19 protein-coding genes are annotated in these 25,768 nt (G+C 74.5%); 4 read left to right on the top strand and 15 right to left on the bottom strand.

Annotated elements, in window-relative coordinates:
- Positions 1–109: 109 nt before the first annotated feature.
- Positions 110–1,708 (bottom strand): ABC-F family ATP-binding cassette domain-containing protein, encoded by a 1,599-nt coding sequence (locus tag AC0B61_RS14580; protein WP_471740998.1) that lies wholly within the window; start codon positions 1,706–1,708, stop codon positions 110–112.
- A 214-nt stretch (positions 1,709–1,922) separates the two neighbouring features.
- Positions 1,923–2,948, bottom strand: coding sequence for a hypothetical protein (locus AC0B61_RS14575; RefSeq protein WP_471740997.1), 1,026 nt, complete (start codon positions 2,946–2,948; stop codon positions 1,923–1,925).
- A 368-nt stretch (positions 2,949–3,316) separates the two neighbouring features.
- On the opposite strand from AC0B61_RS14575, the gene AC0B61_RS14570 reads away from it, so the two are divergent.
- Positions 3,317–4,546: a glycoside hydrolase family 26 protein gene (locus AC0B61_RS14570; RefSeq protein WP_471740996.1), complete on the top strand. Its 1,230-nt coding sequence runs from the start codon at positions 3,317–3,319 to the stop codon at positions 4,544–4,546.
- 4 nt (positions 4,547–4,550) lie between these two features.
- Here the strand turns inward: AC0B61_RS14570 and AC0B61_RS14565 are convergent, their stop codons facing one another.
- The 9 genes from AC0B61_RS14565 to AC0B61_RS14525 all read right to left on the bottom strand — a co-directional run bounded on the left by AC0B61_RS14565 (position 4,551) and on the right by AC0B61_RS14525 (position 15,415).
- Complete coding sequence (locus tag AC0B61_RS14565; RefSeq protein WP_471740995.1) at positions 4,551–5,711, bottom strand: GNAT family N-acetyltransferase; 1,161 nt, start codon at positions 5,709–5,711, stop codon at positions 4,551–4,553.
- Positions 5,708–6,628 (bottom strand): Wzz/FepE/Etk N-terminal domain-containing protein, encoded by a 921-nt coding sequence (locus tag AC0B61_RS14560; protein ID WP_471740994.1) that lies wholly within the window; start codon positions 6,626–6,628, stop codon positions 5,708–5,710. Before AC0B61_RS14560 ends, AC0B61_RS14565 begins: the two co-directional genes overlap by 4 nt.
- 46 nt (positions 6,629–6,674) lie before the next feature.
- Complete coding sequence (locus AC0B61_RS14555) at positions 6,675–7,790, bottom strand: glycosyltransferase (protein ID WP_471740993.1); 1,116 nt, start codon at positions 7,788–7,790, stop codon at positions 6,675–6,677.
- Complete coding sequence (locus AC0B61_RS14550; RefSeq protein ID WP_471740992.1) at positions 7,787–8,638, bottom strand: polysaccharide deacetylase family protein; 852 nt, start codon at positions 8,636–8,638, stop codon at positions 7,787–7,789. The genes AC0B61_RS14555 and AC0B61_RS14550 overlap by 4 nt, the downstream gene beginning before the upstream one ends.
- Positions 8,628–10,355: a murein biosynthesis integral membrane protein MurJ gene (murJ, locus tag AC0B61_RS14545; protein WP_471740991.1), complete on the bottom strand. Its 1,728-nt coding sequence runs from the start codon at positions 10,353–10,355 to the stop codon at positions 8,628–8,630. The genes AC0B61_RS14550 and murJ overlap by 11 nt, the downstream gene beginning before the upstream one ends.
- Complete coding sequence (locus AC0B61_RS14540; protein ID WP_471740990.1) at positions 10,352–11,662, bottom strand: O-antigen ligase family protein; 1,311 nt, start codon at positions 11,660–11,662, stop codon at positions 10,352–10,354. The genes murJ and AC0B61_RS14540 overlap by 4 nt, the downstream gene beginning before the upstream one ends.
- Positions 11,663–11,667: 5 nt before the next feature.
- On the bottom strand, positions 11,668–13,191 hold the full coding sequence (locus AC0B61_RS14535; RefSeq protein WP_471740989.1) for an exopolysaccharide biosynthesis polyprenyl glycosylphosphotransferase: 1,524 nt from the start codon (positions 13,189–13,191) through the stop codon (positions 11,668–11,670).
- A 394-nt stretch (positions 13,192–13,585) separates the two neighbouring features.
- Positions 13,586–14,740 (bottom strand): glycosyltransferase, encoded by a 1,155-nt coding sequence (locus AC0B61_RS14530; protein WP_471740988.1) that lies wholly within the window; start codon positions 14,738–14,740, stop codon positions 13,586–13,588.
- Between the two features lie 234 nt (positions 14,741–14,974).
- Complete coding sequence (locus AC0B61_RS14525; protein ID WP_471740987.1) at positions 14,975–15,415, bottom strand: SRPBCC family protein; 441 nt, start codon at positions 15,413–15,415, stop codon at positions 14,975–14,977.
- 90 nt (positions 15,416–15,505) lie between these two features.
- Here AC0B61_RS14525 and AC0B61_RS14520 point away from each other — a divergent pair, with 90 nt between their 5' ends.
- Complete coding sequence (locus tag AC0B61_RS14520; RefSeq protein WP_471740986.1) at positions 15,506–16,405, top strand: HipA family kinase; 900 nt, start codon at positions 15,506–15,508, stop codon at positions 16,403–16,405.
- 64 nt (positions 16,406–16,469) lie between these two features.
- Positions 16,470–18,050 carry an IS1182 family transposase gene (locus AC0B61_RS14515; RefSeq protein WP_471740985.1) on the top strand — a complete coding sequence of 527 codons (1,581 nt, stop codon included), beginning with the start codon at positions 16,470–16,472 and terminating at the stop codon, positions 18,048–18,050.
- 324 nt (positions 18,051–18,374) lie between these two features.
- Here the strand turns inward: AC0B61_RS14515 and AC0B61_RS14510 are convergent, their stop codons facing one another.
- The 4 genes from AC0B61_RS14510 to AC0B61_RS14495 all read right to left on the bottom strand — a co-directional run bounded on the left by AC0B61_RS14510 (position 18,375) and on the right by AC0B61_RS14495 (position 23,279).
- Entirely contained in the window at positions 18,375–18,740 is a 366-nt protein-coding gene (locus tag AC0B61_RS14510; RefSeq protein WP_471740984.1) for a hypothetical protein, read from the bottom strand.
- Positions 18,741–18,896: 156 nt separating this feature from the next.
- Complete coding sequence (locus AC0B61_RS14505; protein WP_471740983.1) at positions 18,897–20,384, bottom strand: S8 family peptidase; 1,488 nt, start codon at positions 20,382–20,384, stop codon at positions 18,897–18,899.
- A gap of 285 nt (positions 20,385–20,669) precedes the next feature.
- A complete protein-coding gene (locus AC0B61_RS14500; protein ID WP_471740982.1) occupies positions 20,670–21,767 on the bottom strand; it encodes an amidohydrolase family protein in 1,098 nt (365 codons plus the stop codon).
- Positions 21,768–21,809: 42 nt separating this feature from the next.
- A complete protein-coding gene (locus AC0B61_RS14495) occupies positions 21,810–23,279 on the bottom strand; it encodes a type I glutamate--ammonia ligase (protein WP_471740981.1) in 1,470 nt (489 codons plus the stop codon).
- Positions 23,280–23,831: 552 nt separating this feature from the next.
- On the opposite strand from AC0B61_RS14495, the gene AC0B61_RS14490 reads away from it, so the two are divergent.
- Complete coding sequence (locus AC0B61_RS14490) at positions 23,832–25,607, top strand: 3-hydroxyacyl-CoA dehydrogenase family protein (protein ID WP_471740980.1); 1,776 nt, start codon at positions 23,832–23,834, stop codon at positions 25,605–25,607.
- The last annotated feature ends 161 nt before the right edge of the window (positions 25,608–25,768 follow it).

Raw genomic sequence — 25,768 nt, 5'->3', positions numbered from 1 at the left:
GCGGGCCGACAGGAAGTCCTTAAACGGAATCCGGGTCTACTTCATTCCCGGACACGCCGTAAGGACTAGGTTTTCTGGTCCGAAAAGCGGATGCCGCGTCTACTCCCGGTCAGGCCAGCGAGACCAGGTCGGCGTAGGCCGGGCTCCAGAGGTCCTCCACGCCGTCCGGCAGCAGGATGATGCGCTCCGGCTGGAGCGCGTCGACCGCGCCCTCGTCGTGGGTGACCAGCACGACCGCGCCGGAGAACTCGCGCAGCGCGCCCAGGATCTCCTCGCGGCTCGCCGGGTCGAGGTTGTTCGTGGGCTCGTCGAGCAGCAGCACGTTGGCGCTGGAGACCACCAGCGACGCCAGCGCGAGCCGCGTCTTCTCACCACCGGAGAGGACCCCCGCCGGCTTGTCGACGTCGTCACCGGAGAACAGGAAGGAGCCGAGGATCTTGCGGATCTGCACCAGGTCCGTGTCCGGTGCCGCGGAGCGCATGTTCTCCAGCACCGTGCGGTCCGGGTCCAGCGTCTCGTGCTCCTGGGCGTAGTAGCCGATCTTCAGGCCGTGGCCCGGGATCACCTCACCGGTGTCCGGCTGCTCCACCCCGGCCAGCATCCGCAGCAGGGTGGTCTTGCCGGCGCCGTTGAACCCGAGGATCACGACCCGCGAACCGCGGTCGATGGCCAGGCCGACGTCGGTGAAGATCTCCAGCGAACCGTAGGACTTGGAGAGCCCGCTGGCCGTGAGCGGGGTCTTGCCGCACGGGGCCGGGTCCGGGAAGCGCAGCTTGGCGACCTTGTCGTTCTGGCGCACCTGGTCCAGACCGGACAGCAGCTTGTCGGCGCGGCGGGCCATGTTCTGCGCGGCCACCGTCTTGGTCGCCTTGGCGCGCATCTTGTCGGCCTGGGCGTTGAGGGTCGCGGCCTTCTTCTCGGCGTTGGCCCGCTCGCGCTTGCGGCGCTTCTCGTCGTCCTCGCGCTGCTGCTGGTACTGCTTCCAGCCCATGTTGTAGACGTCGATCGCGGAGCGGTTCGCGTCCAGGTAGAAGACCTTGTTGACGACCGTCTCGACCAGGTCGACGTCGTGCGAGATGACGATGAAGCCGCCCTTGTAGGTCTTCAGGAAGTCCCGCAGCCAGACGATCGAGTCGGCGTCCAGGTGGTTGGTGGGCTCGTCGAGCAGCAGCACGTCGGAGTCCGAGAACAGGATCCGGGCCAGCTCGACGCGGCGGCGCTGACCACCGGAGAGGGTGTGCAGCTCCTGGTTCAGGATGCGGTCCGGCAGGCCCAGCGCGGCGGCGATGGTGGCGGCCTCGGCCTCGGCGGCGTACCCGCCCTTGGTGAGGAACTCGGTCTCCAGCCGGGCGTACTTCTTCATCGCGTTGTCCCGGGTTGAGCCCTTGCCGTTGGCCATCCGGTCCTCGTTCTCGCGCATCTTCTTCAGCACGGTGTCGAGGCCGCGGGCGGAGAGGATGCGGTCCTTGGCGAGGACGTCCAGGTCACCGGTGCGCGGGTCCTGCGGCAGGTAGCCGACCTCGCCGGAGCGGGTGACGGTCCCGGAGGCGGGCAGTCCCTCGCCGGCCAGCACCTTGGTGAGGGTGGTCTTGCCGGCACCGTTGCGCCCGACCAGGCCGATCCGGTCGCCGGAGGCGACCTTGAAGCTCGCGGACTCGATCAGGATCCGGGCACCGGCGCGCAGCTCGAGGGCGTTGGCGGAAATCATGGCTGGGAACTACTCCTGGGACGTGGGCGGGCGGACGGGACGGGGCTTCATCGACGGTCGGCGCGGCACGTACGAGCGCCGCCGCCCGCTATTGCCCGGAGAAGATAGCCATGGCGGCAAGTCTACCGGGCCGCGCGAAACGCCCCGGGGGGGACGACCGCCCCGGGGCTACCCGCCCGCCCGACGGACCGCCAGATCGCCCGGTCGCCTGCTCCTACGGCTGCTGCGCGGCCGGCTGGTCCCCCGCGGGAGCGGCCGGGGCGTCGGTGGCGTCCTGGGCCGGCGGGTTCACCGGAGCAGCCGGGGCGTCCGCGGCCGGGGGCGCCGACGGGTCCGTACAGCCGCCCTGCGGCCGGACCGCGGCGAAGGGCGTGTCGAGGCTGCCGCAGGCCGTCTCGGGCGCGGCCGCCTTGGTGTCGAACACCCGGGGCGGGACGATCGGGCCGTCGGTGATCTCCACCCGGCTGCGGTCCAGCGCCTTGACGGTCGCGGCCGGGCCGGTACTCATCGCCCAGCCGCTGCTGTCCAGCCGGTAGCCGGTGATGCCGCCGGAGACGGCCTGCCCGCTGCTGTTGGTGCAGGTGCGCGGGATGAGCACGGCGTAGTCCGTGTGCACGGCGCGCAGCGGGTCGTAGACGCAGCCGTTGGCGGGCCGGTCGTTGTAGCGCAGGTCGCCGTCGGCGTCGCGCAGGCCCATGGTCAGGTTGGGCGTCACCAGGGCCAGCCAGGGCGAGCCGTCCCGCTGGACGGTGTGCAGCGCGGCCGCGGCCCGCTGCTTGGCGAGCTGCTTGCGCTGGGCGTCGGTCCGCTTGTCGGCGCCGGGCTCGCCGTCGCCGCGCAGCCAGTCCGCCAGGCCGGGCACCGCGCGGTGCCAGCGCACCTCGTGGTCGCCGGGGCGCACCGAGGTGACCATGCCGTCGTCCCAGACCACGATCGCGCTGTCCCCGGCCATCGCCAGGGAGAGCGCCTCGGCGCCCTCGCGGCGGTACGACCAGGCCTGCTCGCCGGTCCGCTTGTGGAAGGCCTCCAGGCCCGGGCCCACCCGGAAGTCCAGGTCGGCCGCGCTGAGCGACTCTGAGTTCACCGGTGTCGCCTCGGCGTCGCCCGGTCCCGCCACCCGGTCGCCGAACGGCACCGGCTTGTTCGCGTGTGCCGCCGCTCCGGCCGCAAGGACCAGCATCACCGCCAGGGCAGGCAGGATCGAGCGGGGGGTCAGTACACGCATCGGCTTCCGGGACACGGCCGGAGCGTACCTTTCACCGGGCGCGCGAGTCAGCCCGGTTCCGCCGCCCGGGCGGGCCGTCGGCCGCACGTCCGGGGCCGCGCGCCCCGCCCGTACGCCCGCCCGCCCACCTGCGTCATCGGCTCCCCGGCCGTTCCGCGACGCGTCCCGGAGCGGGTCGTACGGGCCCGGCCGGACCGTTACAGAGCTGATACATGACGGCGGCCCGGCCGCCGTTGCGGCATACGGCGTTCGAATACCGCCCACTTTAGGGTGACATTCGGCTTTTCTGCTCCCCGCCGGTCCTACTGTCGGCGAGCGGGGTGCCACGGTCCGTCCACGCCGGGACCGGGCGCCCCGCTCCCGCGACGTCCGGAGGAGAGACCATGCGAATCGGCCGCCTGACGCTGGCCGCCGCCGCCCTGCTGCTGATGGCCACGGCCAGCGTCCCGGCCGGGACGCCGCTCAGCCAGACCGAACGGCACACCCTCTCCTCGGACGCCTTCGCCCCGCGCGGCACCGCCCCCCGCCCGCCGGTCCAGCGGCCGGAGCACGAACCGCCGTTCGGCGCCTTCGTCGGCTCCTGGGACACCTACATCCCGCAGATCACCCGGTACGCGCAGTGGCTCGGCGACGCCAACCTGCAGGTCGGCCACACCTACCTGGCGGGCAACGGCTGGGCCGACATCGAGGGCGACCCGGTGGTGCTCGGCCTGTGGTCGCAGTGGCGGCTGGCCGATCCGGCCCGGCTGCTCGTGCTCGGCGTGCCGATGCTGGTGCCCAACGAGGCGAACGTGCCGGACGGCGAGGTGGCCAAGCTGCTCGCCCAGGGCGCGCGGGGGGACTTCGACGGCCACTTCCTCAAGCTCGCCCGCCGGCTGGTCGCCCTGGGCGGCGCGGACACCGTGCTCACCCCCGGCTGGGAGATGAACGGCACCACCTACACCCACCGCTGCAAGCCCGACCCCTCCGCGTGGAAGGCGTACTGGCGGCGGATCGTCGGCGTGATGCGCTCGGTGCCCGGGCAGCGGTTCCGCTTCGACTTCGTCCCCAACCGGGGCCTGGACGCGATCCCGTGGACCAAGTGCTACCCCGGCGACGACGTGGTCGACATCATGGGCATGGACAGCTACGACCAGCCCGCCGGGAGCACCTTCGACGACTACGTGCGCGAGCCGTACGGCCTCCAGGACCAGGTGGAGTTCGCCGCCAGACACGGCAAGCCGGTCTCCTACCCGGAGTGGGGGCTGTTCCGCAACGGCGACAACCCCGAGTTCGTGCAGCGGATGGTCGGCTGGATGCGCACCCACGACACCGTCTACCAGACCGTCACCGACTACTGCCCGCACGGCTTCTTCCAGTGCGGCAACAACCCGCGCTCGGCGGCCCGGTTCAAGCAGCTGATGTCCGGGTCGAAGGGGGCGCCGACGGCGGTGCCGACGGCGCCCCCGGCCCCCACCGCCCCGGCCCTCCCGACCCCGCCCGCGGCGCCCTCCGCACCGAGCGCCCCCGCCCTGCCGAGCGCGACGGCGGCTACGACGGCGAGCGCGACGCCGAGTCCGGCACCGGGCCCGGCCGCGAGCCCGTCGGCCGGTCGGACCCCGGCCCGGCGCTGAGCGGTCAGCCGCGGCGGCGGGCCAGCAGCGCCTCCTTCAGCCGGGGGAAGCGGGTGCGCAGCTGGTGCGCCGCCGCCTGCCGGGCGAGCACCGCCCCGGCCCGGACGGCCGCCGCCGGCGCCGCGCCCGCAGGCCCCAGCAGCAGGCGCTGGTTGGGCAGCCGGTCCGGCCGCCAGCGCTGCTTGTAGGGCTCCTGGCCGCGCAGCAGGCCGAGCAGCGGGATGCCCGCGCCGACCGTCTCGTCCAGCGCCGCGCCGAACAGCAGCCCGGCGATGTCCAGCCGCTCGCGCAGCACCGGGTGGGCGCCGTACATGTACAGCCCGCCGAACGACGGGCAGAGCAGCAGCAGGTTGACCGCGACCAGCTGGCCGTCCAGGTGGAACTGGTGGACGGCGGCCTTCCCGGTGGCGACCAGGGCGGTGGTGGACTCGGTCAGGTGCCGGGCGAACCGCTCGGTGCGGTGCTCAGGGGTGACCCCGCGATCCTGCCACTGCAGGAAGTGCAGCCGCAGCAGCCCCTCCACCGCCTGCGGCACCTCCGCCGGCGGGGTCGAGCGGACCTGCACCCCGGCCTCGGCGATCTTGCGCAGCTTCACCCGGCTGCGCTGGGCGGTCTTGCCGGGCACCCGCTTGAGCAGCCGCTCCATCGGGACGGCCGGCAGGTACTGGCAGAGCGAGTCCTGGAAGCGGCGGCGGCTGCCGCGCCAGTGCTCGTACACCCGCTGCGCCGCCGCCTCGGGGTGCACCTCGCGCAGTTCCAGCGAGTGCCAGGGGCGGGTGAGCGGGAGGGCGGCGGCGAACTCGGCGGCGGCCTGGTCGGCGCACTCGTCGTCGAGCAGGACGTCGGTGTAGTCGACCAGCCCGGCACCGAGTCCGGTCAGACCGCCGAGCGGGCCGCCGCGGCGCATGAAGGCGCCCGCGCCGACCAGCCGGCCGTCCCGGCGGACCAGCACCACGAGCAGGGCGCCGGGGCGGCCGTACTGGCGCCACCAGGAGCGCTGCCAGGCGGCGGCCTGGAAGAAGGTGGCGGTCCGGCAGCGGGCGGCCAGCTCGTCCCACTCCGCGGCGACGGTGTCCAGGGCGTCGTCCTCGCGGCGCAGTTCGGTGGTCCAGGACGGCGCCGCCGCCTGGGCCGGGAGGTCGGCGCGGCGGGTCTCGGTGCTCATCGGCCGCTCCCGGTCGCGGCCTTCTCCTTGGCCGGGGTCTTCTCCTTGACCGGGGCCTTCTCCCTGGCCGGTGTCCTCTCCTTGGCCGGGGCCTTCCCCGCCGTCCCGGGCCCGGCCTTCGTGTCGGTCCCGGCGTCGGTCCCCGCCTCGGTCCCGGCGTCGGTCACAGCGTCGGTCTTCGTGTCGGTCCCGGCGTCCGGCTTGGGGCCGGTCCCGGCCTTGGCCGGCTGCTCCTCGCTGCGCGGGCGCGGCGTCACGGGGGTCGCGTCCGGCGCGGGGGCGGCGGCGGTGTCCGCGGTCCCGGCGGGCACGGGGGGCGCGGTGGGTACGGCGGTCCCGGCGGCCTCCGGCGATTCGGCCCCGTCGCGGCGGCGGGCCATCATCACCAGCGCGCCGAGCAGCAGCCCGGCGGCGCCGCCGACCGCGACGTCCAGCTCGGCGGAGGGCGTGGTCGGCTTGTCCGGAGCGGCGGCTGGCGCCAGCGTCACCAATCGGACGTTGGTGTCCTTGCTGCTGGTGTTGGCGAAGGCGACCAGCGAGCCGGCCACCGCGTCTGCGGTCTGGGCGGCCTCCTGGGCGCGCGTCCCGGTGCCGGTGATCTCGATCATCGGGGCGTCCGGGGAGGTCGTCCCGTGCACCAGGGACTCCAGTTCGGCCCGGGTGTGGCCGGTCTCGGCGGCCGCCACCGCGAGCACCTGCGGCTGGCCCGCCAACCGCCCGTACGCCTGGGCGAAGTTGATCGCGGTCGCGGCCTCGCCCGCGTTCTGCGGGACCACCAGGACGTAGGCGCTGGCGGAGTACGAGGGGTGCGAGACGACGGCGTACCCGGCGCCGGCCGCGGCGCCCAGCGGCACCGCGAGCGCCACCGGCCACCAGCGGCGGACCAGGCGGCGGGCGGTTCGGCGCGGTGTGGTCATGGGGGCTCCTCGGGTGTGGGGCGGTGGTTCCGGCGGTGGCGGGCGGTCAAGCGCGGGCCAGCCGGTCGTAGAGGGCGCCCAGGTCGGCGGCGACCCGGGCGATGTCGTAGTGGCCGACGGCCGGGGGGTGCGGCAGCGGGTCGGCGATGTGGTCGCTCAGGTGCCGCAGGTCGCGCAGCGCGGCGGCGTAGGCGGCGGGCTCGGACGGGATGCGGCGGGCCTGCGGGGCGGCGCTGGGCGGCAGTTCGTCGAGTGCCGGGCAGGCGCTGTGCCGTACCGGCAGCCCGGCGGCCAGGCCCTCCAGCACGCCCAGGCCGAAGGTCTCCGCGGTGGACGGCGCGGCGAACACGTCCAGGGCGGCGAGCAGTTCGGGCACGTCATCGCGTTCGCCGGTGAGCACCAGCCGTTCCCGGACGCCGAGTTCGGCGGCCCGGCGCTCCAGCGCGGCGCGTTCGGGGCCCTCGCCGACCAGCACCAGCCGGGTGGCGGGGTCGAGTTCGGCGAGCGCCGCCACCAGCACCTCGAAGCGCTTGCCGGGGACCAGCCGGCCCACCCCGCCGACCACCCAGCTGCCCTCCGGCAGGCCGAGTTCGGCCCGCAGCCGGCGGCGCGTGACGGCCCGCTCGGCGGGCGGGAGGCGGTAGCGGCCGGTATCGATGCCGTTGGGGATCAACTCGATCCGGGCCGGCGGGACTCCCCAGGAGCCCAGTGTCTGGGCGACCTGGCGGGAGACCGCGACGGTGGTGCTGCCGAGCCGTTCGGCCGCCAGGTAGAGGCCCTTGACGCCCCGGGTGACCGGGCGGCCCTCGATCACTCCGGCGTGCAGCGAGTGCTCGGTGGAGACGACCACGCGCACGCCGGCCAGGCGCGCGGCCAGCCGGCCGTACAGCTGCGCCCGGTAGAGGTGGGTGTGCACCAGGTCGTAGCGGCCGGCCCGGACCAGCCGGACCAGCCGGGGCAGGGCGCCGAGGTCCCGGTTGCCGCGCATGCCGAGGTGGTGGACGGTCACGCCGTCGGCACGCAGGGCCGCGGCGACCGTGCCGGGGTTGGTCAGGGCGACCACCTCGCACCGCTGGTGTGCGGGCAAGTGCCGCAGCATGAGGTGGAGTTGGCGTTCGGCGCCACCGGCGGCGAGCCCGGTGACGATGTGCAGCACCTTCATGGCCGGCGCTCCCCGCGCGCGCGGCGCAGCTCGGTGACGGCGTCGCGCAGGCGGTGCCGGCCCTTCTTCGCCCGCAGCCGCCAGGCGCCGTCGCGGTCGCCGACGTAGCAGCGGGGCAGGGCGAAGCGGCCGGTGAGCGAGGAGTGCGCGATGGCGCAGGCGTAGTCGTAGCCGGCGTCGCGGATGGCCTGGGTGGCGGGCAGGTCGACGGCGCCGTACGGGTAGCAGAAGCCGGTGACCGGGCCGTCGACGACCTCCTCCAGCAGGCGCCGGCTCTCCCGGGCCTGCACCGCCAGGGCCTCGGCCGGCAGGCCGGGCAGCGCCTGGTGCCCGAGGCCGTGCGAGCCGATCTCCCAGCCGGCGGCGGCGAGTTCGGTGACCTCCTGGACGGTGAGCAGCTTCTTGCGCGGACCCTCGGCGTCCCAGTCGTTGTCCTGCCCGAGCAGGTCGGCGACCACGTACGCGGTGGCGGTGAAGCCGTACGCCTGGAGGATCGGCACGGCGTAACGGGCGAAGTCGGCGTAGCCGTCGTCGAAGGTGAGGCCGACCAGCCGGTCGTCCCGGCCGAGGGCGCGGGCCCGCATCAGCTCGCGGACCGAGACGCCGCGCTGGCCGCGCCGGTGCAGCCAGGCGATCTGCTCGGCGAACCGCTCGGGGCTGACGGTGAGCCGGTACGGGTCCTCCTTCTCGACCGCCACCGAGTGGTACATCAGGATCCACGGCGAGGCGGAGCCGGGGATCGGCGGTTCGCCGACCGGGTGCCGGCTCCTGGGCAGTCGTGCCCGGTGCGGCGGGGCGTGGCCGACGCCCGCCTGGGCCGAACGGACGGTTCCCCGTTCATTGTCCATGGGGACGCTTCCCTTCTTCGGCGACGGTTGGCGGGTTCAGGGCCCGAGCGGCGGCGAGGACCGGGCCGCGCACCTCGCGGGCACCGAGGCCGGTGCCGAGGGCGGCGAAGGCCAGCGCGACGGTGAGGCCCCCGAGGAGGGTCGAGAGCAGCGGGTCGGCGGCCAGGCCGGCGACGGCGGTGCCGAGCACGGTGGCCCCGGCGGCGGCGGCCACCAGCCGGCCGTGGCCGCCGAGCACCCGGCGCAGCCGCAGCGGGATGCCCCGCAGGACCAGGCCGTGCAGCAGCAGGGCGGCCGTGGTGGTGATGCCGGCCGCGTTGCCGGCGGCGAGCCCCAGGGCGCCGAAGCGGGGGGTCGCGAGCAGACCGGTGGCGACGGTGACGCCGAGGCCGAGCACCATCGCGGCGGCCGGGTACCAGTCCAGCAGTCGGCGGCCGCCGTCCTCGGTCCCGGGGTCGTCGGCCCGGCGGACCACCGGGCGCAGCGAGAAGTAGGGGCGGATCATCACGCCGATCAGCGCCTGGGCGGGCAGGCCGAAGCTGTACACCCGGATGACGTCGGCGGTGGCGGCGGTGTCGCGGGGGCCGAAGGCGCCGCGCTCGAACAGCAGCGCCACGACGGAGGGGGCGCAGGCCATCAGGAAGGCGGTGCCGAGCAGGACGACGGCCGCCGCCTGGCCGAGGTCCTTCTCCACCCGGTCGCGGGCGGCGGTGAGGTCCCCGGCGGCGAGCGCCCGGGCGACCAGCGGGAAGGTGACGGTGCAGATCAGGATGCCCGCCGTCATGGCGAGTTGGGAGACCTTGGCGGCGTAGTTGAGGTGCGAGATGGTGCCGGGAGGCAGTGCCGAGCCGAGGTAGCGCTCGACGAAGACCTGCGACTGGCGGGTCAGGGTGAAGGCGCCCACCGGCAGCAGTGCGAGCGGCATCAGCACGAGTGCCTGGCGCGAGCGGCGGGCGCGGCCGGCGCCGGACGGGCCCTGGCGCAGCCGGCGCAGGAACGGGCCGACCAGCAGGCCGACCATCAGCAGGCTGCCGGCCGCGACGCCGAGGGCGGCGGAGCTCACGCCGAGGGTGGCGTGGAGGGCGAGCAGGACGGCGAGGATGCCGAGGTTGTGGACGACGTAGATGCCGGCCGGGGCGGTGAAGCGGTGGTGGGCCCGCAGTGCGGCGGCCAGGTAGCCGGCCACGCCGAAGGGCAGCACGGTGATCGCGGTGATCCGGGTGCAGGTGACGGCCAGGTCCGGGTCGGGCAGGCCGGGGGCGAGCAGCTCGACCAGCTGCGGGGCGCCGAGGGCGGCGGCCAGGGCGAGGGCGCTGAGCGCGATCAGCAGCCAGGGCAGGGTGGCGCGGACCAGCTGGCGGACCGGGTCGGGGGCGTCCGGGTCCTCCTCGCGCAGCACCAGGGCGAGGGCGAAGGCCGGCACCATGAGGAAGGACATGGCGTCCTCGATCAGCAGCGGTGCGGCCGTCTCGGGGACGGTCCAGGCGACCAGGAAGGCGTCGGTGCCCTGGTTGGCGCCGAAGTAGCGGGCCAGCAGCAGGTCGCGCAGCAGGCCGAGGCCGGAGCCGGCGGCGCTGAGCCCGGCGGTGATGCCGAACGCCTTGGCGAGGAAGCCCCGCCGGGGGGCCGGGCCGGCTCCGGGGACCGGCTGCTCGCCGGGGGCGCTGCGCGGCGCCGGGAGGGCGGAGGCCAGGGCGGCCGGCTGGTCGGTGGTCACCGGTCCGCCTCCCCGGCGGCGGCGCGGGCGGCGAGGCCGAGGACGACGGAGGTCAGCACGGTGGTGGTGCCGCCGATGTCGGCGTACAGGAAGTCGACCAGCACCCAGGTGAGCAGGGCGAGGGCCGCGAGGCCGGGGCCGCGGGAGCGGCGCAGGCAGCCGAGCAGGAGGCCGAGGAAGAGCGCGGCGTAGGCGGTGATGCCGATCAGGCCCTGCTCGCTGAGGGCCAGGAAGTACATGTTGTGCGGGGAGAGCAGCGGTTCGCGCTGGAAGCCGATGGTGGCGTCGGCGGCGTCGCTGCCGGAGGAGAGCCGCAACGGGGCGTGGCTGTCGCGCAGTTGCTGGAAGGCCTTGGGCCCGGCGCCGTGCACGGGGTGGTCCTGCCAGATCCGCCCGGCGGTGGCCCACAGGTCGTAGCGGTCGGAGACGGACTGGTCGGGGGCGGCGGAGACGGAGCCGATCGAGCTGAGCCGCTTGGTGACGCCGGAGCCGCCGAGGCCCAGGCCGCCGACCACGACGACCGCGGCGGCCAGGCCGAGGACGGCGCTGCGGACGGCGAGCCGGGCGTCGGCGCGCAGCAGCAGCACGGTGGCGGCGAGGCCGGTGGCGATCCAGCTGCCGCGGCTGAAGGAGACGGCGAGCGGGAAGGCGAGGAAGGCGGCCGCGGCGAACATCGCCCGCCGCAGCCGGGCGTCGCCGCCGGGCCCGCGCTCGCCGAGCGCGAGGGCGAGGGCCGCGAGCAGCCCGTAGCTGACGACGGTGGACATCGCCATGATGTCGAGCGCGCCGAAGGTGCCGACGGCCCGGATCGGCTGGCCGGTGTAGGAGGCGCCGGTGCGGGTGAGGTACTGGTTCGCGCCGACCACGCCCTGGATGAGCGCGGCGAGCACGAAGGAGCCGAGGACCAGGCGCTGGTCGGTGCGGTCGCGCAGCGAGCAGAGCACTCCGGCGGGCACCAGGACGAAGACCTGGGTGAGCCGGACGAAGCCGGTGAGGCTGGTGGCCGGGTCGATCGAGCCGACGGTGGCGACGGCGGCGGCGACGACGATCCCGGCGAACAGCGCGCAGGTGGCCCGGTCGACGGCGGGCAGCCGGCCGCGCAGCAGGTTGAGCGCGGTGAGGGCGACCAGGGCCAGTGAGGCGAGGTCGGCGGCGGTGATGTGGACGGCCGCCGCGACGTCCTTCTCGCCGGTGGGGACGCAGACCAGCAGGACGGTGGCCGCGGCCAGCAGGCTGGACCGGTCCGCGAGGGCGGGCAGGGCCCTCCGTAAGGCGGGGCGCGGCAGGGCCGTGAGGGTCAGGGCCACGCGGGTCAGCTCCCGTCCGGATGGAGCAGCAGCACCGCGGTGCGGCACAGGATCTTGACGTCCTGCCAGAGGCTCCAGGTCTCGATGTAGCGGTTGTCGAACCGGGCCCGGTCCTCGATGGAGGTGTCCCCGCGCAGGCCGTGGACCTGGGCCAGGCCGGTCAGGCCGACCGGGACGCGGTGGCGGTCGGCGTACTCGGGGTAGGCCTGGCCGAACCGCATGACGAAGTACGGGCGTTCGGGGCGCGGGCCGACCAGGCTCATGTCGCCGCGCAGGACGTTCCACAGCTGCGGCAGCTCGTCCAGGGAGCTCTTGCGCATCAGCCGGCCGACGGCTCCCATCCGGTGGTCCTGGGCGATGTTCCAGCGGGTCGCCGACTCGTGCTCGTTGCTCGGGCGCAGGGTGCGGAACTTGAGGACCGTGAAGGCCCTGCCGTCCAGCCCGGTGCGCTGCTGGCGGAAGAGCACGCCGGGCCCGGTGTCGAAGCGGACGGCGAGGGCGCAGAGCACCAGGACGGGGGAGAGCAGCAGCAGGCCGGTCGCGGCGGCGGCGATGTCCAGGGCGCGCTTGCCGACCCAGCCGGGGCGGCGCATCGCCGGGCGGCCGACCCGCAGGCAGGGGAAGCCCCACAGGTGGTCGCCGCCGGAGACCGGGGCGGTGGTCAGCGAGCCGTACTCGCGCAGCGCCGGCACCAGCCAGACCTGGCAGCCGAGCCGGGCGGCCTCGCGCAGAGCGGCTGCGGTCTCGCCCTCGTCGGCGGCGCCCGCGGTGGCGATCACGTGCTGGATCCGGTGGCGGCGCACCTCGCGTTCCAGCACCTCGGGGCCGCCGAGGACGGGCAGGTCGGTGTCGCCGGCGAGCAGGGGCGGGGCGGTGTCGAGGAAGCCGACCGGGCGCATCCCGTACTCGCCGTGCTCGTCGAGTGCGGCGGCGACCCGGCGGCCGAGCCGGCCGGCGCCGAGCACCAGGGCGGGGCTGGGGCGGCTGCGGCGGATCCGCCGGACCAGCTGGTAGAGGAGGGCGCGGCCGAGGGCGACGATGAGCAGTTGGGCGCCGAGCAGCACGGTGAGGCGGGCCGGGGTGGCCGGGCCGCAGTCGGGCCAGCGGCCGCCCAGGCAGCCGGACAGGGTGACGGCGAAGGCGGCGGCGACCACCGCCCGGGCGGCCAGCGCGGGCAGTTCGTCCAGCACGGACAGGGTGAGCCGGGCCCGGTAGAGGCCGCCGACGAGGTTGAGCAGGAGCAGCAGGGGCAGGACGGCGGGCACGCCCAGCAGGGGGTCGAGGGGGGCGCCCGGGTCGAGGGCCCGGTTGGCGATGCCGGTGGCGGAGCACAGTGCGATGGTGTCGGCCTGGACCAGGGCGAGCGGCAGGGACAGCCGGTTGCGGACCGCCCCGCGGTGCCGGCGCGGCGCCGGGAAGGCGTGGCTGTGCGCCGTTCCCGCCGGGCGGTCGAGCAGCCCGGTGCCGGGCCGGCGGGGGCCGGACAGGGGCCCGCCCGCTCGCGGCACACTGTCGTGGTCAATGGTCATCAGCGCACGATCTCCCCTGCTGTGTACCCCGGGTGACGGTGCCCCGGCACCGGTTGGCGCGGGGCGGCCGTCCCGGCCCGGAGGGCGCGGTCCTGACAGCACCTGCTGCCGCTGGCGGCGTTCGGTTCTCCCGTGGCGGGGCCGATCGCGAAGGCACCGGTCGCGAGGAACGCGGTTGCCAGGGGCTCAGCCGTGAATTCCCGGTCTGAAATCTGAACGAAGCAGGCAAAATCCGACAATACAGAACCTGGCGTGACCGGCCGGAAGTTGACTTGCCGTTTCATTCCAGCCGCCCATTAATAGGTATTTCGGATTTAACGCCTCGTCCCATATCCGGTTGAGGGTGCGAATACGACAGCGCCGCGACGGCGGGCGTTCACGGCATGTGAAACGATCAGATCCGCTCTGGGACACGGCTGCGGCGGCGCCCCGCCGCCGGTCCGGCACCCAGCAGATGGCGGTAGAGGACGTCCACCTGTTCGACCACTGTGCGGACGTCGTGCCGGGCCGCCATGTGCTCGCGCAGCCGGGCGCCGCGTCGCTCGCATTCGATCGGATCGGACAGCGCTTCGGCCATTCGGGTGGCCAGGGCCGCCGCGTCCTCCGGCGGCACCACCGCGTGCTCGCGCTCCGCCGGCGGCAGGCACTCCCGGGCGCCCGGCACGTCCGTCAGCAGCACCGGACGGGCGGCCGCCATCGCCTCCAGCGGGGCCAGCGCCATCCCCTCCCAGCGCGAGGGCAGCACCACCAGATCGGCCGCCGCCAGCCACGGGCGCGGGTCCGCCACGTCCCCCACCAACCGGACCCGCGCCGGCTCGGCGGTCCCCCGGACCAGCTCCGCGACCCGCTGCTCCTCCGGCCCGCCGCCGACCAGCGCCAGCCGGGACCGCGGCACCCGGCGCAGCACCTCCGGCCAGGCGGCCAGCAGCACGTCCTGGCCCTTCTGCCGGCACAGCCGCCCGACACAGACCGCGAGCGGGGCGTCCAGGTCCAGGCCGAGCGCGATCCGGGCGGCCCGGCGATCGGCGGGCGCGTAGTGCCGGACGTCCACGCCGTTGGGCACCACCGCCCAGTCGGCGTGCACCCCGGCGGCCACGCCGTCGGCCCGCTCCTGGACGCTGACGCACAGCAGCCGGTGCGCCCAGCGGGTGGCGAAGCGCTCCCAGCGCAGGGTGGTGGCGGCCAGCGCGCCGTCGACGGCGGCGAAGGACCAGGCATGCGGCTGGAAGACGGTCGGCACCGCGCCCCGCACCGCCAGCCGGCCGGCCAGGCCGGCCTTGGCGCTGTGCAGGTGGACCACGTCGGGCGCGGCCGCCCGGACGATCCGGCGCAGCCGCCACGCCTCGGCGGCGGTGCCCGGGCCCGGCGAGCGCCCGGCCGGCCAGTCCCGGACCAGCGCGCCCACCGCGGCGGCCTCCTCGGCCAGCCGCCCGCCGCGCGGACAGGCGACCAGTACCCGGTGGCCGGCCTCGCGCTGCCCCCGGACCAGATCGGCGACGACGCGGGCGACCCCGCCGTCCACCGGTTGAGAAATGTGAAGGATCGTCATATGCACGGCGGCGAGCCTAGGGTGGCTCCCCCGTGCCGGACGGCCCCCGTCACCCGCAGGTGGTGGTTCGGCCACCCGTACGGCTTTCCGCTCGTACGGGTGCCCGAGCCGATCGAACCGCCGGGCGATTCACCCGCGTTGATGGATCCAAGGGCTCGAACCGCGCGGTCGTCCGGTTCCGGCGCCCCGACGGACGTCCGCGGACCAGCCCATCTCAGCGAACCTCAGCGAACCTCAGCGGACCTCGGCGGCCAGGTTGGCCAGCACCTGGTCGTGGATCCGGTTGAGGCCCTTCGGGGCGAAGGTGCGCTCGAAGAAGCCGCCGATCCCGGTCGCGCCCTGCCAGCTCGCGGTCACGGTCACCTTGGAGCGGCCCTCGCCGACGGCCGCGACGGTCCAGGTGATCACCATGCTGGAGTTGGCGTCCTTCTCGACCAGCCGGTCCGGCGTCGGCGCCGAGACGGTGAACAGGCAGTCGCGCACCCGCTTCTCGGTGGCCTGCAGCCGCCAGTGCACCTGCGTGCCCGCGCCGGTGCCGCCGACCCGGACCTCGTACTCGCTGTACTGCGCGGGCAGCAGCTTCGGGCGGGTCACCTGGTAGTCGGCCAGCGCCTCGTACACCCGCTCGGGGGCGGCGTCGTAGACCCGCTCGGTGGTGGCCTGCACCTGTCCCATGACCTTGCTCTCCTCGTCTGCCGGTGGCGATCTCACCGGCAAGCCAACCACAGGGTCACGCCCGCGACACGGCGGGATAGGGTGGCCGGTGTGCTCGATCTGGTGACTGCGGTGCGCTACGTCGATCCGCTGCGGGCCGGCGGCTCGGTGCCCGGCGTGGTGGAGACCGACGACCTGGGAACGTACGTGGTCAAGTTCACCGGGGCCGCGCAGGGCCGCAAGGCGCTGGTCGCCGAGGTGATCGTCGGCGAACTGGCCCGGCGGCTGGGGCTGCGGGTGCCGGAGCTGCGGCTGGTGGACTTCGACCCGGCCGTCGCCGCGGACGAGCCCGACACCGAGATCCAGGACATGCTCAGGGCCAGCGCCGGCCTCAACCTCGGCATGGACCTGCTGCCCGGGGCGCGAGACTTCCGGCCGGGGATGATCCCGGTGGACGCCGCCGAGGCCGGCCGGGTGGTGTGGCTGGACGCGCTCACGGGCAACGTGGACCGCACCGTGCACAACCCCAACCTGGTGGTCTGGCACCAGCGGCTCTGGCTGATCGACAACGGCGCCGCGCTGATCTTCCACCACCGCTGGTCGGGGGCCGGGGCGGCGGTCGGCAAGCGGTACGACCTCAGCGCGCACGCGCTCGGCGGCTCGGCCCCGGACGTCCGGCTGGCCGACGAGGAGCTCGGCCCGCTGGTCACCGTGCCGCTGCTGGAGGAGGTGCTGGCGCTGGTCCCGGACGGGTGGCTGGCCGACGAGCCCGGCTTCGACTCGGCGGACGCCGTCCGGCACGCGTACGTCACCCACCTGGCCGCCCGGGTGGTGCTCTCAGCGGAGTGGCTGCCGGAGGGCTTCGCCACCCCCGCGCAGCTGCGCGAGGCCGACCGCCGGCAGGCGGCCCGGACCAGGGCCGGACGGCCGGCCTGGCTGCAGGAGGTGCCGGACCTGCACGGCAAGCCGTCGGTGGAGACGGTCTGGGAGCACCACGTCGACGGGCCCTAGAAGTGCACTGAAAATGTTGGGGTTCTGGCTCCGCCTCAGGTCTGGCGGGGCCAGACTGTCTTCCATGCAGGGGGACTGGGCGGGTGAGCTGGTTGGGCCGGATGTCTGGGAGACGTGCCGGGGGCTGATCCCGGCCGGGAGCGTGTTCGCGTTCCTGGCCGAGCACCGGGAGACGCTGTTCCCGCGAGAGATGTTCGCGGACATGTACCCGTCGACGAACGGGCGCCCCAGTATGCCGCCGCCGGTGCTCGCCACGACGATCGTGCTGCAGAGCCTGCACGGGCTGTCGGACTTCGAGACGGTTCAGGAACTGCGGTGCGACCTGCGGTGGAAGGCCGCCTGCGGCCTGGGCCTTTACGACACCGCGTTCGACCCGTCGCTGCTGACCTACTTCCGGCGGCGTCTGCAACGCTCCGCGGACCCGAACCGGTTGTTCACCAAGGTCAAGGAGGTCGTCGCAGCCACCGGTGTCCTCAAGGGCAAGCGCCGTCGGGCGTTGGACTCCACCGTCCTGGACGACGCGGTCGCCACCCAGGACACCGTCACCCAGCTCATCGCCGCGATCCGCCGGGTCATCCGCGACGTCCCCGGCGCCGAGCAGACCGCCGCCCAGTGGTGCACCGCTCACGACTACACCGACCCCGGCAAGCCGAGGATCGCCTGGACCGACCAGCAGGCGCGGGAGGCCCTGGTCGACGCCCTGGTCACCGACGCAGTCAACCTCCTCGGCCGTGTGCCCGACCGGCAGTACGGCGAGGCAGCGGCAGGCGCCCTCGGACTGCTGGCGCTGATCGCCGGCCAGGACGTCGAGCCCGCCGAGGGCTCCGACGGCCGCGACGGCCGGTGGCGGATCACCCAGGGGACCGCCCACGACCGGGTCGTCTCCACCGTCGACCCCGAGGCCCGGCACATCCACAAGAACCGCACCCGCCACCAGGAGGGCTTCCGCGCGCACGCCGCGTTTGAGCCCGATGCCGGACTGTTCACCGAGGTCGCACTGACCGCGGGCAGCGGCGCGGAGAACCACGAGGCCGCCGTTGCCCAGGACCTCCTCGCCGAGGAGGACGACGATCTGACCGTGCTCGGCGACACCGCCTACGGCACCGGCGACCTGCACCAAGCACTCGAAGCCGACGGCCACACCCTGGTGATCAAGCCCCCGCCGCTGCGGCAGGCCGTCCCCGGCGGCTTCACCACCGACGACTTCCAGGTCGACACCACAGCCGGGACCGTCACCTGCCCGGCCGGCCACACCAAGCCCCTCGGCCGCCCCCTCGCGAACGGCAACCGCCAGGCCCAGTTCAAGATCCTCTGCCGCACCTGCCCCCTGCGCGGCCGCTGCACCCGGTCCAAGACCGGACGCACCTTCAACGTCCACCCCCAGTACGACATCCTCAAATCCGCGCGCGACCAAGCCGCCACCAGCCAGGAATGGCAGGACGAGTACCGCCGCTGGCGGCCACCCGTCGAACGCGCCATCGCTTGGCTGGTCGCCAAGGGCAACCGCAGCGTCCCCTACCGCGGGGTCCTCAAGAACAACACCTGGCTTCACAACCGCGCCGCCGCCCTCAACCTCCGCCGCCTGATCAACCTCGGACTCACCCACACCAACGGCACCTGGACACTCGCCCCCAAGCCCGCATAAGGACAGAGGGGGCCGCCCCAGACCGGGACAGCCCCCTCCACCAGCAAGATCTTCAGCAGACTTCTAGGGCCCGTCTTCAAACTCCCGTCGTCCGCCCGGAGGGCGGGCGGGGCGGCGTTGGGGTGCGTGCATCGCAAGGCGGAGGATGGGGGCACCTCCCGGCCGAAGGCTGGGGGAGAGTCCATGCGGTGGGGGTACCTCCCGGCCGAAGGCTGGGGGACATCGGCGACTGACGACAACGCCGCGAGGTGCGTGCCCCAACGCCGCCCCGCAGGCGGGAGTTTGAAGACGGGCCCAAGTAGGGCTTGGTCAGGTCGCCGGACGCTAGCCGATCGCCGGGCGGACCCAGGCGAAGTACTCGATCGCGGTGCCGAGCAGCAGGCCGAAGGCGGTCACCGGGAACGCGATGTCCCGCGGCAGCCCCTGTGCCCGGGCGATCAGGGTCGCGAGGCCCAGCCCGAGCAGGGGGCCCGCGGCGAGCAGTGCGGCGAGCGGCAGCAGCGCGACCGCCGGGCCGCCGGCGGCGAGGCCCATCACCGCGACCACCAGGCCGCCGGTCACGAGTGTGGCCAGCAGCGGCGCGGCGAGCAGCAGTTGGCCCACGCCGAGGGCGAGCGCGAGCCGGTTGCGCCTGCCGGGGGCGCTCTGCCCGCCGGTGGTGGTCTGTTCGCCGGGGATGGTCCGGGCCATGCCGATCGACTCCTGTGGTGGGTCCGGTGGTTACGGATCCATCCTGGTCGGCGGGGGCGGCGGCGGCCTGAGTACGGGTACTCAAACGCGACCGGGGAGCGGGACCAGTGGCCCCGCTCCCCGGCTCAGCGATCAGGTGTCGCTGTGGTCAGCGCGTCAGCGCCACCACTGGACCGCCTTCTCGGCGTTGATGATGCCCGCGCCGTAGAAGCCGTTGTCGTCCGCGCCGCCCTCGCAGGTGGCCTTCCACTGGCCGGCGCCGCCCGGGTTGTAGTCGCCGGTCGGGCAGGGGTGGGACTCGGCCTGGTTGGTCAGCAGCTCGGTCAGCTCGTCCGGGCTGGCCCACGGGAAGGTGCTGGCGAGCAGCGCGACCACACCGGTGGTGTGCGGGGTGGCCATCGAAGTGCCCTGCATGTAGCCGTACTTGTTGCCCGGCAGGGTGGACAGGATGCGGCCGTTCTTGTCCGGGGTGTTCGGGATCTGGTAGCGCGCGTCGCCACCCGGCGCGGCGACGGTCACGACGCCCTTGCCGTAGCTGGAGTAGTACGACTTGTCACCGTTGACGCCCACCGCGGAGACCGCGATGACGCCGGGCAGCTCGGTCGGCAGCGACAGGCAGTCGTTGGTGACCGGACGGGTGCCGGGGGTGGTGTCGTCCGGGCCGGACACGTCGGTGGTCTTGTGCGCCAGGTCGATGTTCTCGTTGCCCGCCGCGGCGACGTTGAGGACGCCCTTGCGCTGCGAGAAGGCGACGGCCTTGCGGACGGCGTCCGAGATCGCGGCCTGGTCCTTGTCGTTGGGGCAGTTGAACATCCACGGGTCGACGTAGTAGCTGTTGTTCGTCACCTTGAAGCCGTGCTCGCCGGCCCAGACGAAACCGCAGACCGCGTACTCGGGGTAGATGAACCCGCCGTCGTCGACGACCTTGACGGCGGCCAGCTTCACGTTCGGGGCGATGCCGACGATGCCCTTGCCGTTCTTGGCGGCGCCGATGGTGCCGGCCACGTGGGTGCCGTGGTCGCTGGTGGTGGGCTGCCAGGCGTTCCAGTCGGTGTTCGGCTTGCCGCCGTCGATGCAGGAGACCGACTGGGAGGCGTCCACGTTGGCGGCCAGGTCCTCGTGCTTGGCGTCGATGCCGGAGTCCAGGACGCCCACGGTGACGTTGCGGCTGCCGAGCGAGAGCTTGTGCGCCTTGTCGACGCCGATCTGGCGCATGTCCCACTGGTTGGGCTCGTACGGCTCCTGGCCGGCGGCGGCGGCGCCGACGGGCTCGGCGGCGACCTCGGCCTTGCCCTGGTCGGCGGCGGTGATGCCCTTGGTGCGGCTGGCGCCGACGGAGTCGACGCCCTTGGCCAGGCGCAGCTTCTCGGCGAACTTGGTGTCGGTGGAGCGGGCGATGACGACGCCGACCTGCTCGTAGGAGTAGACGACGGTGCCGCCGAGGCTCCTGACGGCCTGCTCGGCCTTCTGCACCTGCCCGTGGTTGGCCTTGGTGTTGACGACGTAGCTGAGCAGCGGACCGGTCGTCGAGTCGCCCGAGGGGGCCGCGACGGCGGTGCCGGCCGGGAGCGCGAGGGCGCCGGCGGTGGCGAGCACGAGGCCCACAGCCGCGTACCGGGTCCGGCTGATCCGAGGAACTCTCATTGGGGTTGGCCCTCCCGAGTCGTCATGCGGGCAACTGCGGTTGGCAGGTGCACCGGGAATGACCCGGACGCTAATGAATATTTGCTTATAAGCGCAAGGGGCAGACATCTAATCGTCACATCTAGTCCAACAACGGAGGCCGGAAGTCCGCAGTTCAACAAGGGAAACAGGTTCAAGAGTGTTAAAAAGTGTTGGTTCGCCGACGTGCCACCCCACACTTCGCGCACCCGGCCGCCGACCTGGCCCACACCGCTCCGCCGCAGCTACGATGCCGCCGCCGCGGCGCTACAAGGCGTACAGCAGACGCGCGTTGTCGGCGGCGACCAACCGCGCCAGCCGCTGCGCATCCGCCGCGGAACACGCACCGTCGGCCTGCCACCGGGCCAGCAACGCACCCATTCCGTACCGGAACTGACAGGTGCCCACCAAGAAAAGTTCGGGTAGCCCGTAGGCGTCGGTGGAGAACAGCAATTTCCCGAACGGCACCAGTTCCATCATCTCACCCAGCACCGCCGCCACCCGCGGGCCGGTGTAGGAGGCCGTCAGCCCGAGGTCGGTGTACACCGTCGGGAAGGCCTGGGCCAGCCAGGCGGCTTGCCGGTGGTACGGGTAGCAGTGCAGCAGCACCAGCGGGACGCCGCTGGGCTCGGCGGCGCGCACGAAATCCGTCAGCAGGGACGGATCGGCCCGGTGCAGGGTGAGGTCCGGATCGCCGAAGCCGGTGTGGAGTTGGAGCGGCAGGCCCAGCTCGGCGCAGACGTCCACGGCCGTCCAGAGCAGATGGTGCAGCAGGACCGGATCGGTCAGCCGGTCGTGCCCGCCGCGCAGCCGGGCTCCGGCCGCGGCCACCACGGCCGCCCGGCCGGGCCGTTCGGCCGGGGCGGCCAGCCCGTGCCGGTAGGCGAGCACCGACTTGACCGCGACGGCCCGGCCGGCCGCCCCCGCCAGCGCCTCGGCGACGGCCCGGGGCCAGTCCCCGGCGCCGGCCGTCACCGTCTCGGCGACCGACTCCAGCCGGACCACCTCGCGCACCGACGCCCCGGCGGCCTCGGCCAGTTCGCCGAGTGGCAGCAGCGGCAGGCCCGCCGCGGTGCTCAGCCCGGTGTCGACCAGGCAGGTGTCCAAGCCGGCCGCGGCGAGCAGCCGGCGGGTGGCCTCGGCCGCGCCCACCTCGCGCCGGCGGGCCAGGTAGTCGGCGGCCGGGGCGTGCGCCGGCAGGCCGAGTACGGGCGGGCACCAGCGCCGCACGGCCAGGCCGAGCGCGCTGTCGAAGGGTGAGCAGCCGGGCGCGGGCGGGCGGTCGGACTCGGTGAGCAGCCCGGCCAGGGCGTCGTCGGCGAGGTCGGCCGCCACCACGCTGTGGCAGTGGTGGTCGATCAGCACGGGTGCCTCTGCGGGTGATGCGGGCCGCGGCCGGGCCACCGGTCAGTACCGCCAGCGCGTCGCCGCGACCGACTCCTCGGGCGTGGCGGCGGCGTACTGTTCGCCCTCCGCCCGGCGCACCGCCAGCACCGCCTGGTACAGCGGCTCGCCGAGCGCCTCGCGCAGCACCGCCGAGCGCTCGTACGCGGCCAGCGCCCCGGCCGGGCCCTCCGGCAGCCGGGGCACCGTGCCGGGCTCGGCGGCGGCCGGGTCGCCGGTGAACTCCGGTGGCAGCGCCAGCCGCTGCTGCAGTCCGGCGAGGCCGGCCGCGATCACCGCGCCGACCGCCAGGTACGGATTGGCGCTCGCGTCGAAGCACTTGACCTCGGCGTTGGCGGCGGCGGCCCGCTCCCCGGTGGAGCCGGTCACCAGGCGCAGCGCGGCCTCGCGGTTCTCCAGGCCCCAGCACTGGTAGGCGCCGGCCCAGTGCGAGGGCACCAGCCGCAGGTACCCGGCCGGGCTGGAGCAGCCCACGACCAGCAGTTCGGGCAGCGCGTCGAGGACGCCGGCCAGGAAGCCCTCGGCCTCGGCCGTCAGGCCGTGCGGCCCGGGGCCGCCGTGGCCGAGGTTGCGTCCGTCCCGCCAGAGGCTGAGGTGCAGGTGGCCGCCGTTGCCGACCGCGCCCGCCTCGACCACCGGCGCGAAGGAGGCCCGCAGGCCGTGCCGGGCGGAGACGGCCCGGATGGTGTGCCGGACCAGGACGGAGGTGTCCGCGGCGCCGACCGGGCCCTCGGGGGCGACCGAGACCTCGAACTGGCCCGGGGAGTACTCCGGGTGGATCTGCAGCACGCTCACCCCCTGCTCGCCGAGGGCGCGCAGGACGTCCCGCAGGTAGTCGGAGAGGTCGGTGAGCCGGTGCATCCCGTACGCGGGGCCGTGCGTCGGGTACCGCGGCTCCTCCCCAGGCGGGCCGGCGAGGGCGACCACCCACTCGACCTCGATGCCGGCCTTCAGGCTCAGCCCGTGCCCGGCCGCCGCGGCCTCCATCCGGCGGGCGAACAGCCGCTGGCAGCCGGGGTGCGGGGCGCCGCCCTGGGTGTACCTGTCCCCCGGGGCCCAGGCCCAGCCGGGCTGGGCGGCCAGCGGGACGACCCGGTCGAGGTCGGGGTAGAGCCGCAGGTCCCCGGTGGGTCCGCCGATGATCGGGCTGGTGGTGATCGCGTCGTCGGCGAGGAACACGTCGAAGCAGGGCGCGGTGCCGACGCCCCACTGCGCGGCGTGCGCGAGGGCGGCGAGCGGCACGGCCTTGACCCGGGTGATGCCGGCGTTGTCCACCCAGGTGACGGCCACCGCCTCGACGGCGGCGGTGCGCAGCCGGTCGACGGCCTCCTCGGCGCGCCCGGCCCGCTCGGCGAGCGGGGGCAGCGCGACGGCGGCGGCGGGGCCGCCGGGGCCGCCGGGCGGCTCGGCGGAGCAGGACGGCCGGGCAGGGCCCGGGGCGGCGGGGCCGGCGGTGGCGGGTCCGGTGGTCATGTCCCCATGCTGCCCCGCCGGTTGGGGCCCGGTAACTCCCCTATCGGGTGGTCCGGACGGAAGTCCGTCCATCCGTTCACTCGTTCGGGGCGGACCGAGCCGGCGACTTCCCCCCGTCGGTCGCGCCGCCCCGGGGGCGCCCCGGCCTCGAACGGTTTTCCGCCCGCGACCCCTTCCTACTCGCCAGTAGCTTCGCTACAGTGGCCGGACGCACCACCGCCGGGCTTCGGGAGCCGCACCGGCGGGAGGCCGCGGTCGCCGTGTCTGCGGCGCCCGTGCGGTGCGCTTTCACCGGCCGGGGCCGCCAACCGCGGCAGGCCGGGTCTCTCCTCGTATCAGCGCCGCCTCCTTCACCGTCGAGCGCCTGAGTACCACGGCACACCCGCAGTTCGGCCGGAGCGGACCGGCCGCTGCCCGGGTCTGCCGGCACCCGTCATCTCCCCAGCCCCCGCGCGCGAACCCTCCTCCGGCGGCGGCCGCCCCCGGCGTACCGGCGCGGCGGTGCGCCCGCCGGAGCGCGCGCGGGCCCTTCATGACTAGGAGTCAGGACAGATGGAGCGTCCCTTCCGCACTGTCGCCGTCGTCGGCCTCGGCACGATGGGTGCCGGTGTCGCGGTGGCGGTCGCCAAGAGCGGCCGCCGGGTGATCGGCATCGAAGCGACCGAGGACTCGGCCGCCCGGGCGCTGGCCCGGATCGAGGAGGCCACCGCGCACGCGGTCGACCGGGAGCGGCTCACCGCCGAGGAGCGCACCGGGTTGCTGGCCCGGATCTCGGTCGGGCACGAGCTGGCGGCCGCCGCCGCCGCGGACCTGGTGATCGAGGAGGTGCCCGAGCAACTGGAGCTCAAGCGGGAGGTCTTCGCCGAGCTGGACCGGATCTGCCCGGAGGCCACCGTGCTGGCCACCGGCACCACCGCGCTCTCGGTGACCAGGATCGCCGCCGCGACCGCCCGTCCCGAACGGGTGCTGGGCCTGCACTTCTTCAACCCGGTGCACACCATGAAGCTGGTCGAGGTGGTCCGCACCGTGCTGACCTCCCCGCAGACCGCCGAGGACGCCGCCGCCTTCGCCCGGGACCTCGGCAAGGAGCCGGTGGCAGCCGGCGACCGGGCCGGCTTCGTGGTGAACGGCCTGCTGTTCGCGTACCTGAACCAGGCAGCCGCGATGTACGAGTCCAAGTACGCCTCGCGGGAGGACATCGACGCCGCGATGCGGCTCGGCTGCGGCCTGCCGATGGGCCCGCTCGCGCTGCTCGACCTGATCGGCGTCGACACCGCGCGCACCGTCCTGGAGGCGATGTACGAGCAGTCCCGGGACCGCCTGCACGCCCCCGCCCCGATCCTCGGCCAGCTGGTCGCGGCCGGGCTGCTGGGCCGCAAGACCGGCCGCGGCTTCTACACGTACGAGGCTCCGGGCTCGTCGAGGGCCGTGGACGCGGCCGTCGGCCCGGCGCTGCCGAAGGTGCCGGGCCGCGAGGTCCGCACCGTCGGCGTCTGCGGCTCGGGCACCATGGCGACCGGCATCGCCGAGGTGTTCGCCAAGGCCGGGCACCCGGTGCTGCTCGCCGCGCGCAGCCAGGAGAAGGCCGACCGGGCGAAGGCGCAGCTGGCCAGGTCCCTGGACCGCTCGGTCGCCAAGGGCCGACTGTCCGCCGGGCAGCGGGACGCCGCGCTGGCGCTGACCACCCCGGTCGGCCAGTACGCCGACCTGGCCGAGGCCGACCTGGTGGTGGAGGCGGTCGCCGAGGACCTGGCGGTCAAGCGGGAGCTGTTCGCCACCCTGGACAAGATCGTCAAGCCCGGCGCGGTGCTCGCCACCACCACCTCCTCGCTGCCGGTGATCAGCTGCGCGACCGCCACCTCGCGGCCGCAGGACGTGATCGGCATGCACTTCTTCAACCCGGCGCCGGCCATGAAGCTGGTCGAGGTGGTCTCCACCGTGCTGACCGCGCCGGACGTCACCGCGACCGCACTGGAGCTGGCGGCCAAGGTCCGCAAGCACCCGGTGGAGTGCGGCGACCGGGCCGGCTTCATCGTCAACGCGCTGCTCTTCCCTTACCTGAACGACGCCGTGCGGATGCTGCAGGAGCACTACGCGACGGTGGACGACATCGACACCGCGATGAAGCTCGGCTGCGGGTACCCGATGGGCCCGTTCGAGCTGCTGGACGTGGTCGGCCTGGACGTCTCGCTGACCATCGAGCAGGTGCTGCACCAGGAGTTCCGCGAGCCCGGCCTGGCCGCCGCTCCGCTGCTGGAGCACCTGGTCGCGGCGGGCTGCCTGGGCCGCAAGACCGGCCGCGGCTTCCGCGACCACGCGCGCCGGTGACCACGCCGCAGCCCGGTGGCGGCGGCGCGGCCCCCGGCAACGGCGCGGCGGCGCACGGCGGCGCACCCTCCGCCCGCCCGGGCTGGAGCCCGGGGGCGGTCTCCTCGCGCTGGCCCCGGCCGGCCGTGTCCGGCCCGGTCGTACCGGTGCGCCGGGGAAGG

Source organism: Kitasatospora sp. NPDC023385, assembly GCF_055664045.1.
This window is presented reverse-complemented; position numbering and strand designations above follow the sequence as displayed.

Bases quoted from the DNA above. Each gene is read 5' to 3' on its own strand.
- AC0B61_RS14580 (WP_471740998.1), bottom strand. From the start codon at position 1,708: ATGATTTCCGCCAACGCCCTCGAGCTGCGCGCCGGTGCCCGGATCCTG.
- AC0B61_RS14570 (WP_471740996.1), top strand. From the start codon at position 3,317: ATGCGAATCGGCCGCCTGACGCTGGCCGCCGCCGCCCTGCTGCTGATG.
- AC0B61_RS14565 (WP_471740995.1), bottom strand. From the start codon at position 5,711: ATGAGCACCGAGACCCGCCGCGCCGACCTCCCGGCCCAGGCGGCGGCG.
- AC0B61_RS14560 (WP_471740994.1), bottom strand. From the start codon at position 6,628: ATGACCACACCGCGCCGAACCGCCCGCCGCCTGGTCCGCCGCTGGTGG.
- AC0B61_RS14555 (WP_471740993.1), bottom strand. From the start codon at position 7,790: ATGAAGGTGCTGCACATCGTCACCGGGCTCGCCGCCGGTGGCGCCGAA.
- AC0B61_RS14550 (WP_471740992.1), bottom strand. From the start codon at position 8,638: ATGGACAATGAACGGGGAACCGTCCGTTCGGCCCAGGCGGGCGTCGGC.
- AC0B61_RS14535 (WP_471740989.1), bottom strand. From the start codon at position 13,191: ATGACCATTGACCACGACAGTGTGCCGCGAGCGGGCGGGCCCCTGTCC.
- AC0B61_RS14530 (WP_471740988.1), bottom strand. From the start codon at position 14,740: ATGACGATCCTTCACATTTCTCAACCGGTGGACGGCGGGGTCGCCCGC.
- AC0B61_RS14525 (WP_471740987.1), bottom strand. From the start codon at position 15,415: ATGGGACAGGTGCAGGCCACCACCGAGCGGGTCTACGACGCCGCCCCC.
- AC0B61_RS14515 (WP_471740985.1), top strand. From the start codon at position 16,470: ATGCAGGGGGACTGGGCGGGTGAGCTGGTTGGGCCGGATGTCTGGGAG.
- AC0B61_RS14510 (WP_471740984.1), bottom strand. From the start codon at position 18,740: ATGGCCCGGACCATCCCCGGCGAACAGACCACCACCGGCGGGCAGAGC.
- AC0B61_RS14505 (WP_471740983.1), bottom strand. From the start codon at position 20,384: ATGAGAGTTCCTCGGATCAGCCGGACCCGGTACGCGGCTGTGGGCCTC.
- AC0B61_RS14495 (WP_471740981.1), bottom strand. From the start codon at position 23,279: ATGACCACCGGACCCGCCACCGCCGGCCCCGCCGCCCCGGGCCCTGCC.
- AC0B61_RS14490 (WP_471740980.1), top strand. From the start codon at position 23,832: ATGGAGCGTCCCTTCCGCACTGTCGCCGTCGTCGGCCTCGGCACGATG.